Annotated in this window: 12 protein-coding genes and 1 pseudogene; 2 read left to right on the top strand and 11 right to left on the bottom strand. The window is 64.2% G+C overall.

Features of this window, described 5'->3' with window-relative positions; all coding sequences use genetic code 11:
* The first annotated feature begins 62 nt into the window (after positions 1-62).
* On the top strand, positions 63-518 hold the full coding sequence (locus SSPN_RS0108265; RefSeq protein WP_148271932.1) for a hypothetical protein: 456 nt from the start codon (positions 63-65) through the stop codon (positions 516-518).
* A gap of 364 nt (positions 519-882) precedes the next feature.
* Here SSPN_RS0108265 and SSPN_RS0108260 read toward each other — a convergent pair whose 3' ends face one another.
* The 10 genes from SSPN_RS0108260 to eccD all read right to left on the bottom strand — a co-directional run bounded on the left by SSPN_RS0108260 (position 883) and on the right by eccD (position 8825).
* A complete protein-coding gene (locus SSPN_RS0108260; RefSeq protein WP_143539672.1) occupies positions 883-1221 on the bottom strand; it encodes a DNA recombination protein RmuC in 339 nt (112 codons plus the stop codon).
* Positions 1211-1666, bottom strand: a complete 456-nt coding sequence (locus tag SSPN_RS0108255) for a YbaB/EbfC family nucleoid-associated protein (protein WP_010693512.1) — start codon at positions 1664-1666, stop codon at positions 1211-1213. The genes SSPN_RS0108260 and SSPN_RS0108255 overlap by 11 nt, the downstream gene beginning before the upstream one ends.
* 42 nt (positions 1667-1708) lie before the next feature.
* Positions 1709-2017: a hypothetical protein gene (locus SSPN_RS50610; RefSeq protein ID WP_083821624.1), complete on the bottom strand. Its 309-nt coding sequence runs from the start codon at positions 2015-2017 to the stop codon at positions 1709-1711.
* Between the two features lie 86 nt (positions 2018-2103).
* Positions 2104-2274: a hypothetical protein gene (locus SSPN_RS54430; protein ID WP_192814537.1), complete on the bottom strand. Its 171-nt coding sequence runs from the start codon at positions 2272-2274 to the stop codon at positions 2104-2106.
* 44 nt (positions 2275-2318) lie between these two features.
* Complete coding sequence (locus SSPN_RS54425) at positions 2319-4487, bottom strand: hypothetical protein (protein WP_148271931.1); 2169 nt, start codon at positions 4485-4487, stop codon at positions 2319-2321.
* Positions 4488-4668: 181 nt separating this feature from the next.
* Positions 4669-5169: a hypothetical protein gene (locus SSPN_RS0108240; protein WP_010693509.1), complete on the bottom strand. Its 501-nt coding sequence runs from the start codon at positions 5167-5169 to the stop codon at positions 4669-4671.
* Positions 5170-5269: 100 nt separating this feature from the next.
* Positions 5270-5554 carry a WXG100 family type VII secretion target gene (locus tag SSPN_RS0108235; protein WP_010693508.1) on the bottom strand — a complete coding sequence of 95 codons (285 nt, stop codon included), beginning with the start codon at positions 5552-5554 and terminating at the stop codon, positions 5270-5272.
* 33 nt (positions 5555-5587) lie between these two features.
* Entirely contained in the window at positions 5588-5893 is a 306-nt protein-coding gene (locus tag SSPN_RS0108230) for a hypothetical protein (RefSeq protein ID WP_010693507.1), read from the bottom strand.
* A gap of 85 nt (positions 5894-5978) precedes the next feature.
* Complete coding sequence (gene eccB / locus SSPN_RS0108225; RefSeq protein WP_010693506.1) at positions 5979-7370, bottom strand: type VII secretion protein EccB; 1392 nt, start codon at positions 7368-7370, stop codon at positions 5979-5981.
* A gap of 36 nt (positions 7371-7406) precedes the next feature.
* Positions 7407-8825: a type VII secretion integral membrane protein EccD gene (eccD, locus tag SSPN_RS0108220; RefSeq protein WP_010693505.1), complete on the bottom strand. Its 1419-nt coding sequence runs from the start codon at positions 8823-8825 to the stop codon at positions 7407-7409.
* Between the two features lie 411 nt (positions 8826-9236).
* On the opposite strand from eccD, the pseudogene SSPN_RS62500 reads away from it, so the two are divergent.
* Positions 9237-9985, top strand: a pseudogene (locus tag SSPN_RS62500) (IS982 family transposase); the annotation flags it as partial.
* A gap of 26 nt (positions 9986-10011) precedes the next feature.
* Here SSPN_RS62500 and SSPN_RS0108210 read toward each other — a convergent pair.
* The coding region (locus tag SSPN_RS0108210; protein WP_148271994.1) for a transposase at positions 10012-10393 on the bottom strand (382 nt) is incomplete at its 5' end.

Genomic DNA, 10393 nt, shown 5'->3' with positions numbered 1-10393 from the left:
GCATCCGCGGGCACACCAGAAGCATCTGGGGTCACCGCTGGTGAGTCCGGTGTCTGCGAGGCATGCACCCCCAGCGGCCGGTTCCCAGGCACATCCACACCATGCGCCCCGGACACCTGATCGCCACCGGCAACCGCGCTGTACGGCGGCGGCGGATCCTGCCGATCCTGCCGATCCTGCCCGAAACCCACTACCCCATCGGAATGTACCGGCAGCGGTGTGCCCTGCCGGTCCTGCCCGGAACCTGGCACCTCATCCCCGGAATACACCGGCGGCGGCGTGCCCTGCCGATCCTGCCCGAAACCCGCTCCCTCAGCGGAATCTGCCGGCAGCGGTGTATTCTGCCGGTCCTGCCCGAAACCCGCTCCCTCATCGGAATGTGCCGACAATGGTGTGCCCTGCCGGGCCTGCCCGGAACCTGGCACCTCACCGGAATACACCGGCGGCGGCGTGCCCTGCCGATCCTGCCCGAAACCCGCTCCCTCAGCGGAATCATATCCTCACCGGTCAACACCTGAAAAAGCCGCCTCACCTCCTCCGGCACCATGATCGACGAAAACATCAAACCCACCCAACCCTGAAACCAAGCGAAACGACAATGATCGGTATTATGTCTTCCTGGTCAGACCAGCACACCATTAGATGTCACAAGAACGCGCGTTCGGGTAGCAAGAAGTAGAAAGAAAGGGCAACTCGTTCGAACCGCCCAAGTTGCCCGACGCCCATCCGGACCTGGCGGACAACGCCTTTGGATGCCAAGGCGGGTCCGGTAGGACCCGCCTTCAGCCCCTCCGATCTCGACGACCGACTCCGGTATCGACCCTGTAGTGCCGACGCACCGGCTTTGCCCGCGACGCGGGCACATCGAAGAAGTACGCTCGGCTACTTCTTGCCGGTCCCGTCGGCTGCCTTCGCACCATCTTCGGCGTCGGAGTTCATGCTCTCCAAGAGCTGAGTGAGTTCACTGAGACCTTCTCCCTTTTCCTTCAAGGTTTTTGCGAGCGTTTCGAGGATCTTCAGAACCTGGTCGAACCCGTCCAATTTCTGCTTCACCGGGTTCAGGATCCCGTCCGTCGATCCCGCGCCGTCCAGAAGCCGGACCCGTTCAGTCCTGAGGCTGCGGAGTTTGACCTCCAAGGACGATGCGAGATCGTCAACCGAACCTTTGCTGCCTCTAAGCCCGCCTATGCTGGCCCAGAAGACATCGTCTTCACTTGCCATCTGACTCCGCCTCCTCGTTCTTCTCGCTCTGCTTAACGTCTTCGGGGAAAAGTGGTGTTTGCGCTAGGCGGACAGCCTCTTCGAACATTCGGTCAAGGTCGAATTCGGTATTGAGTACCTCGCCGAACTGGGGACCGGATGCTGTCGGCGCCAGCTTGGTGAAAACGTCCATAGACTTCTTCGCGGCCTCGTCCTGCGCCGCCTGGACCGCCTCGACAATCCGGCTGGCAAGCTCGGCCGGCGCCAGGCTGCGGTAGCGCGAACCCGACAGCTTGAGTTCTGTCAACCGCAGCTTGTGATCGACGACGGCCGAGATCATGCGGTCCTTGGTCCGGAAGGACGTGGTCTCCTGCTCGGCCTCCTGCTGAGCTTCGCGAATGCGCTTCTGTTGACTGCGAAGCTCCTCAAGCGCCGCCTCCAGCTCATCGAACATGGGCGAGGACATGGCACCTCTCCTTTCCTGGCACGGAGATTGGTTACTACCGCACTACGCGTTTCGGGTTGCGGTCTCCGCTTCCTGCTCGTCTTCGGCGGGCTGCGGCGCCGGCTGACGCGGCCCGCGAATCGGCCCGGCGGCCACGATCGACTCGTCGAACTCATAGCCTTCCTCGTCGGGCCGACCGATCACACTCAGCCCAGCGGCGTCGTTGGCGCCCCAAACCTCGTCGTCCTCAGACAACCACGTCTGCCGCTCGCGTTCCTTCTGATCGTTACCGCCACCCATGCCACCCATGCCTCCCATCGGAGGCATCATCGGGGGCATCATCCCGGAACCCATGCCGCCATTGCCGTTCATCCCCGGCGATCCACCGGACAGCACCGCTGCAGGCGGGCCAGCGGTACCACCACCGAGACCCGAACCGCCCGGCGACGAAGCAGCATTCAGTCCGGCAGGCGTCGGAGCGCCGAGGCCGGAACCAGCCCCAAAGCCAGCCCCAGCACCAGCACCAGCCCCGGCCCCAAAACCAGCCCCAGAACCAGCGCCAGCACCAGCACCAGCACCAGCACCAGCGCCAAAGCCGGCCCCGGCGCCAGCACCAGAACCAGAACCAAAGCCAGCCCCGGCACCGGCCCCGGCCCCAAAACCAGTTCCGGAATCAGCCCCGGAACCCGGCAGCGGATCCCCGTTCGAATCGAAACCAGGCAACGGATGCCCGTTCGAATCGAAGCCCGGCAGCGGCTTCCCGTTCGAATCGAAACCAGGCAACGGATGCCCGTTCGAATCGAAGCCCGGCAGCGGCTTCCCGTTCGAATCGAAACCAGGCAACGGATGCCCGTTCGAATCGAAGCCCGGCAGCGGCTTCCCGTTCGAATCGAAACCAGGCAACGGATGCCCGTTCGAATCGAAGCCCGGCAGCGGCTTCCCGTTCGAATCGAAACCAGGCAACGGATGCCCGTTCGAATCGAAGCCCGGCAGCGGCTTCCCGTTCGAATCGAAACCAGGCAACGGATGCCCGTTCGAATCGAAGCCCGGCAGCGGCTTCCCGTTCGAATCGAAACCAGGCAACGGATGCCCGTTCGAATCGAAGCCCGGCAGCGGCTTCCCGTTCGAATCGAAACCAGGCAACGGATGCCCGTTCGAATCGAAGCCCGGCAGCGGCTTCCCGTTCGAATCGAAACCAGGCAACGGATGCCCGTTCGAATCGAAGCCCGGCAGCGGCTTCCCGTTCGAATCGAAACCAGGCAACGGATGCCCGTTCGAATCGAAGCCCGGCAGCGGCTTCCCGTTCGAATCGAAACCAGGCAACGGATGCCCGTTCGAATCGAAGCCCGGCAGCGGCTTCCCGTTCGAATCGAAACCAGGCAACGGATGCCCGTTCGAATCGAAGCCCGGCAGCGGCTTCCCGTTCGAATCGAAACCAGGCAACGGATGCCCGTTCGAATCGAAGCCCGGCAGCGGCTTCCCGTTCGAATCGAAACCAGGCAACGGATGCCCGTTCGAATCGAAGCCCGGCAGCGGCTTCCCGTTCGAATCGAAACCAGGCAACGGATGCCCGTTCGAATCGAAGCCCGGCACCGTTGGGATCCGGCAACGGATTCCCATTTTTATCGAAGCCACCAGCCCCACCGCCGTTGGGATCCCGGCAACGGATTCCCATTTTATCGAAGCCACCAGCCCCACCGCCCTTGGGATCCGGCCACAGCTTCCCATTTTTATCGTGGCCACCGGGCCCACCACCGTTGGGATCCGGCCACTTCCACTTCGGCGGAGGAGGCGTACCCCCATCCGGCTTCGGAATCCCGGAACCACCACCGCCGGACGAGTTACTGGGCGTCGGCTCGACCAGTGCGGTCAGGGCGGTCGTAGCGGTCACCATAGCTGGGTACAGGTCCGACATGGCGTCTCGCGCAACAGTGTCCAGCTCGTCGAGCGCCGACGTGATCTTGTTGTTGACCTCGTCGTTCATCTTGTTCCAGGCGGCCGCGGTCATGACATTCCCGTATTCGGTACTAGCCAGCCAGCTGCGAATGAACTCCTCCGCTGTGTCCCGGTCCGAGCTATCGACTATATCGTCCAGAGCATAATTGGGGTGAGCCGCTTTGGGCGCAACTAAGCCGTTATCCGTAATAAACTTGGACACACTCGCCGCCTGGGAATACGCCAACTTCCGGGGAAGCCCATAGAGTTTACTCCGGGCGCCCTGCCACCAGGCGTTAGTGATCGCAGCTATGACAGCAGACAGCTGGTACCTCAGGTCGCCCAACGCCGAGGACACCCTGACTCCGTAGTTATCGGTGACCTGCTGATGCACGTCTGCGAGCGAATCGGCATAGGTGTCCATGCGGCGCTGAATCACCGACGCCGCCCGCCCCTCGAATTTCGAGTTGTCTTGGTCGAGGTACTTGGCCCAGGAACGGAAATCCCCGGTCGAATATTTCAGAAATTGCTCGTACAGCTTGACTTTATCTTCAGCCTCGTAAACGGATAGCATATCCAGCGAGCCGCGCTGTCCCGTGGCCAAGTCGTTGGAGATGGTATCCATCTTGAGGCACAGGTCATCCCACGCCTTGAATGCGTCGTCGTCGTAACCAGCCGAATAATAGAGCGTGTCCCAGGCGTGATACTGGATAAGCGCCGAACTCGGTTTACTTTTGTCCCACGACCCTCCCGATTCCTCCGTGTTGAACTTGATCCAGCTCTTGCCCGCCGCCGATCGAAAGTCGACTTGGTCGCCGGTGAGCGCGAGGAGTACCTCTCCGATGCCCCACTCCGAGAAGTGGGTGTTGTCGGGGACTTTCAGCTGGGCTGGTTCCTCTTCAGCCATTGGCTCTCCTCGATCACCGGCGACAAGCCGTTCGACTGGTTAGTTGGGACAACTGCCTGTTCATCAGGAAAAGCCGCGCCGGCTTAACCAAATTGAATCCTCCGGCGGTCAGGTGCGTTTGGAGGATTCAAGATGCACTTCGAGCAATACTGACGGATCACGATGTGGGCGAAGACCCCGGCTACTTGCCGCCGCCCTTGCCGCCATCGCTGCCACTATCGCTGCCACCGGCGGCGCTGCCACCGGCGGCGCCACCACCGGCGGCGCCACCACCGGGGACACCGGACGACGACGAACCGTCCGACGCCCCGAGGTCCGGGTACTCGTTCAAGAACTTTTCGGCACCGTATTTCGCGAGGTCGTCGGTTTCTTCGAAGATGTCCTTGGCCTCGTTGAGGGCATCGATGAAATCCTGCCAGCCCTTGCTGTACTTCCGGTTGATACCGTCAACCGACGTGCCGAAGTTGGTGGCGCCTGTGTTGAAATCCTTCACTGCGGCCCAGCTCGAGTTACCGATTTTGAGCCTGCTGCCCAACGTGGCGTCCAGCCGAATATCCGAGCCAGGCTTCAGAAACATCTTGGCCAGCCCCTGATCGACATCATCGATGGCTCTGATCAATCGTTCGTACTGACTCCGGTCGAACGCCGTAATCGGTTTACCTGGAACATTGGAACCCGACATGGCTTTCCTCCTCTGCTACGCGGGTATGAGTGGTGGCTCGGTCCGAGGCATGCGCGGCAACCCCGGACCGAGCCACCACATTCACTGCCGAATGCGTGGTTTAGAAGAGGGCCGCGCCGCGTCGGTCGCCTTCTTGGAAGATCTCACCAACGTTGTTCGACGCCTTCACTCCGGAACTCAGCCGCATGTGCATGTCCTGGTAGGACTGGTTCCACTTCATCTGCTCGTCGGCCCACAGCGGCGCCGCCTGACCCTGGACGGCCTCGTTCGTCCCCTTGAGGAAGTTGTTGAGGTCTTCCAGGATGCTTCCCATCGTGCCGACGGCCGACGCGAGAGTCGCATTCACGTCGCCATAGTTGCCGTGATTGACCAGAAAGTCAGACAAGACCTTCCCCTTTCATAGGAGTGGATTCGGAATTTACTGGCCTTGGCCCGAAGTGCTCGCGGCGTCATCAGCGGTCTGCAGGCTCAGCTGCAGGAGGCCCTTGACCTTGCCGTTCAGGTTGGTCAGGTTGCCCGCGATCTGCCCGAAGTCCTGGGCCCAGACGCTGAAACGGTCGTTGAGGATCTTCCCGGAATTCGACTGGTTCGCCGACATCAGGGCACTGGCCTGAGCGGAGACGTTGTTGTTCAGCTGCCGCATCTTGGCCAGGGCATCGTCGGTGGCCTGGATGATCTTCCGCAGATGATCGGCGTTAAGGCCGTACTGGGCGGCACTTTGCATTCTTTTTCTCCTTATTCGCTGAGATGAAAACCGGTTCGTTGCCGGTTGCCCGACACCGGGCTGTCGTCGTCACGATGTAGCGGCGTCACCCCCCACCCTTGCCGGACAGCACTGGACCCGTTGGAAGCAGGTCCAGCAAACTCGCGGGCACCCCCACCGCCCTCGCTCCCGAGTAACCCAGTGCAGCGGCCGAACCCTCGTTCGCCACCGGGAATTTCGCCCCGGGCTCGGCGATCAGGTACAGGCCGGCACCGGTCACGCCGGGAGCCGGAAGGGTTCGCACCAGCATTCCGCTACTCGGCTGCATCGCGATCCGGTCCGCGGTCAACTTGTTGCGGACGAAGCCAGGTCCGTCGACGACTTCGGCGTTCCACACGCTGGGCCGTGACACCAGACGCTGGGAGATGTTGTTGCCGATGGTGACGGCCTGAACGCACGGGCTCCGACCATCCATCAGAGTTGGTGGAGTAGGCGGCCATGCCGCCATCGCCTCGGATGCGGGCAACACAGTTGCAGACGCCAGGGCCGCCGAACTGAGCTTTCGCGCCGCCACCTGCGTGCCGCCATATGCGGCCGCAGTGGCCGGGTTGCCGAGCGCCAGCGCGGCTCCGGTCTTGGTCACCGGAAGCAGCCCGTGTTGGGTCAGGATGAAGTACCGTTCCGACATCCCGACGCCGTTGACCACGAAAACCTGGCCGATCATGGTCTGCTGACCGTCCAGCACGGGGCCGGACTCGCCTTGCCCCGACACCTGCGGCGCCCCGAGATCCGGAGCGGCGGGTAGCGCATTGATCCAGGCGTCGCGAACTCGGATGGCCGAGTTGTCGTTGTATCCGAGCGCCCGGCTCACCCACGGCCCCGTCAGCTTCATCCGCCGGTCGCGCCACGCCAGGTATTCAGTCCCGTCAGCGGAGCTCACCAGGACGGCCCGATCGTCCGGTACGGGCCGCGCATCGGGTGCGGAACCGACGCCCAGCGAGAGCACCGGACGCGGCGAGCCCGTGGTATCGACCGCGGATTCGGCGCAGACCAGCCAGGTTGCGTCGACGGGTTTGGTTGGGTCCGGCAACGAGTCCGGTGCTCCGACGACGCCGACCGGTGTCCCGCGCGGCACGTTGGCCAGCGAGGACTGCGGAGTGTTGGCCACCTGCATGTTCGCGCCGAGCAGCAGTCGGGCGGAGGTGAGGTTCAGCACCGGACGCAGCACGCCGTCGGCCAGGACGTACCGGGTGCCGGTTTCCTTTTCCACGATCAGCGTGCCCGGCTGCGTCCACGCCGTCGCGCCACCCGGCGACAACAGCGCAGCCACGGCGAACCCGGCCACGATCAGCACGGCCAGCGCGAAGCCGATCACCATGCCGAGCGGGGTGCGCCGCAGCGGCGGGGTGGCCATGTCCGGCTCCGCGCGCACCAGCGCGGAAACCAGCCGCGCGGTCATGAACGAGTGCGCTTGGACCTGGTCACTGCGCGAATGCATGGCACACCTCCTTCGGCTGATCCGAGTTGTTCTGCGTCAGGACCATCCGGCACGCACCCGGGCGTAGAGATCCATCGCGGCCAGCGCGAGGGGAATGATCGAGATGGCCAGGATGGTCTGACTCCAGTCGGCAGCACGACCCCAGTGCGGCAGCAGCTTGCGGCCCGGCAGCGTGCGGGCGCCCGCATACAGCAGGGCAGCCACCACGATCAGCGCCCCAACCAGGGAAAGTCGCAGCGCCAGCGGGCCGAAGGCACACAGCGCAGCCAGCACCATCCCGGCACCGATGATTCCGGGGATCAGCACGGCGAGCCGTTGCCGGGCGCTGAGCAAGTCGCGACAGTGCAGCATGAGCAGCGCCGATCCCACCGACGCCAGTGTCATCGGTGCCCATCCGGGGCTCCACGCGAGCACCGTGAGACAGCTGGCCCCCACGATGCCGAGTCCGATGTAGAGGGCGGTGATGAACTCATCGGCGCGGGCCGTCCTGGCCAGCAGTTCCCGGCTCGGCTCGGGGTCGACGTCCTGCTGGAACTCCTCGGCTGTGTCGGGCAGCGGCGGTATGCGCAAGCCAGCCATGCGGGCGCCGAGGACCGGAACACGCATACCGAGCATGAATGTCAGCGCGAGTACGATCGCCGCGGCGCCCTTCGCGCCGATTACATCCAACAGGGACAGCCCGCCGGCGATAGCCGTGAGTAGCGCGGCCACCCCGGCGGAGAGGAAGCCGGAGTCCGAACCGCCACCCACCGCGAGCCTTCCGAGCACCGCGATTACAAGCACGCAGCACCCGGCCGAGAGAATTGAGGGAGCGGTCAGCACTCCCGGGGCCTCGAACAGCGACCGCCGCAGTACGGGCAACGCCAGTCCCGCCACGAGGGCGAAGCCGATCGCGCTGGCCGACAGCAACACACTCCCGCCCTTGTCGCCAGCCGCGCGGGAGGCGGCAGCGGCAGCGATCACCAGGAGCACTGCCACACCGCCGGCCACGAGAGCGACACCGACGCCGACGCCAATCATCGGCAACAGCAGCAGCCCGAAAGCGAGCACCACACCGACCAATCCGAGGAACAACCGCCGGGTCAGCTCCGGCCTCCAGGCGTCCTTGCGGTCGGAGATTCCGGTGGCCACCCCGTCCGCCAGGTCGTCGAAGTCCGCCGGCGGCAACTGGTCGTTGCGGGGCCGGAGGTAGAGCATGTCGCCGTCGTAGAGACCAAGCGCAGCAGTGCCGAGGTCCTCGTCCAACGGCGCCTCGCCCAGCTTCTGCAGCACCCAGCCCCCGTGCTGCAGGCCAGCGTTGCCCAACTCCTGACCGAGATGACCCAGGAAGGTCGGCAGCAGGTCGGCCAGCGGCACATGCGCCGGCACCGCCAGCTCGATGCGCGACTTGGGGCCGTAGATCGTCAGCCGGCACACCTCACCGGCGCCGACCGTGGGCTGCGTTGTTCCCGTCATGCCCAAAACACGCAGCCGTCTCCCGGGAAGTTCACCCCAACGGCCCGATGCGATCGAAGTTGGGTAACAACGGGCAGATCCGCAGAGACGTCCGCATCCGTGTCTCAACCAACAGCGGACGAATCCGAGCCGGATTGCCCCAAACGGCGGCCCACTCCAGCAGCAGCGTCAAGAACGGAAAGAGCGCGGTGAGCGTGACGTTGTTCCGCCGGTCCCCACGGCAGAAGCCGCCGGAGATGCCCAGCGGAGAACCTTTCCTGCAGGAACCGCCCGTAATGTCCGAAACGGTCGGGAGTGACTGATCCGGTAAGAACCGGTATTGCCATTCACGACCCCACGGACACCCGTCCGTACTAGACGAGTAAGTCCATATGGCTGCGGGTATGAGGCGCGGGTGTCCATGAACCGTTTGTGACGACAGACCTGGACACCCTCGTGATCGCACGCTACGTCAAGATTGACGACGACCGGGCCGACGTGGCGCGGCTTCCCGAACGGCCGCCCAAGCTGAGCCACTCGGAGTTACTGTGCCTGGCCGTGATGCAGGCGATGCTGGGCTTCCACAGCTAGGCCCGGTGGCTGCGCTACGCCAGCGCACACCAGCGGCACCTCTTTCCCGTACCTTCCGGGGCAGTCCGGCTACAACAAACGACTACGGGCCGCGCTTCCGCAGATCAAACGGGTCGTTCGCGTCCTGGCCAAGGACACCGACTTCTGGCACGACACGGTATGGATCATCGACTCCACCCCGGTGCCCTGCGGCATGTCCCGCCCCACAGCCAAGCGTTCGGACCTGGCGGGCTTCGCCAGCTACGGGTACTGCGCGTCACACTCACGGTTTTTCTGGGGCCTGCGCCTCTACCTCGTGTGCACCCCTGCCGGAAATGCCCGTCCTGTGGGCACTGGCCGATCCCAAGCTCGGCGAGCGCGAGGTGCTGGCCGCGATGCTGGAGGTCGACGCCGAGATGATCAAGGACCGGGCCGGGCTGCTGCTGATCAGCGACAAGGGGTTCGCCTCGAAGACCTTTGAACGATCACTGTCCGAACAGGGCATCACTCTGCTACGCCCATCGCGCAAGAAGGAGGTCATGCGGGTTGGCGAGCCGATGCTCAAGAAGGTCCGCCAGCTCATCGAGCCCGTCAACGACACCCTCCTAGGCGGCACGAACGGATGCTCCTATAGATGTCAAGCGGCGGGTGCAAGGTCGTTTTGGGTGACTTGTGTGGTGGTCAGGGCGTGGTAGACCTCGCGGGCGACGAATCGTTTGAGGCAGCGCATGATCTCTTTCTTCGAGAGTCCTTCCTTGGTGCGGCGTTGGACGTAGGCGCGGGTGCGTTCGTCGTGGCGCATGCGGACCAGGACGATGGTGTGCAGGGCGTTGTTGGCGGCGCGGTCGCCGCCGCGGTTGAGGCGGTGGCGGTGGGTGCGGCCGGAGGACGCGGGGATCGGTGCGGCCGCGGTCAGGTGCGCGAACGCTGCTTCGGAGCGCATGCGTTCGGGGTTGTCCCCGGCGGAGGTCAGCAGCTGGCCGGCGGTTTCGGGGCCGACGCCGAACAGCTCCAGCAGT

Source organism: Saccharopolyspora spinosa NRRL 18395 (genome assembly GCF_000194155.1).
Classification (GTDB): Bacteria; Actinomycetota; Actinomycetes; order Mycobacteriales; family Pseudonocardiaceae; genus Saccharopolyspora; species Saccharopolyspora spinosa.
This window is presented reverse-complemented; position numbering and strand designations above follow the sequence as displayed.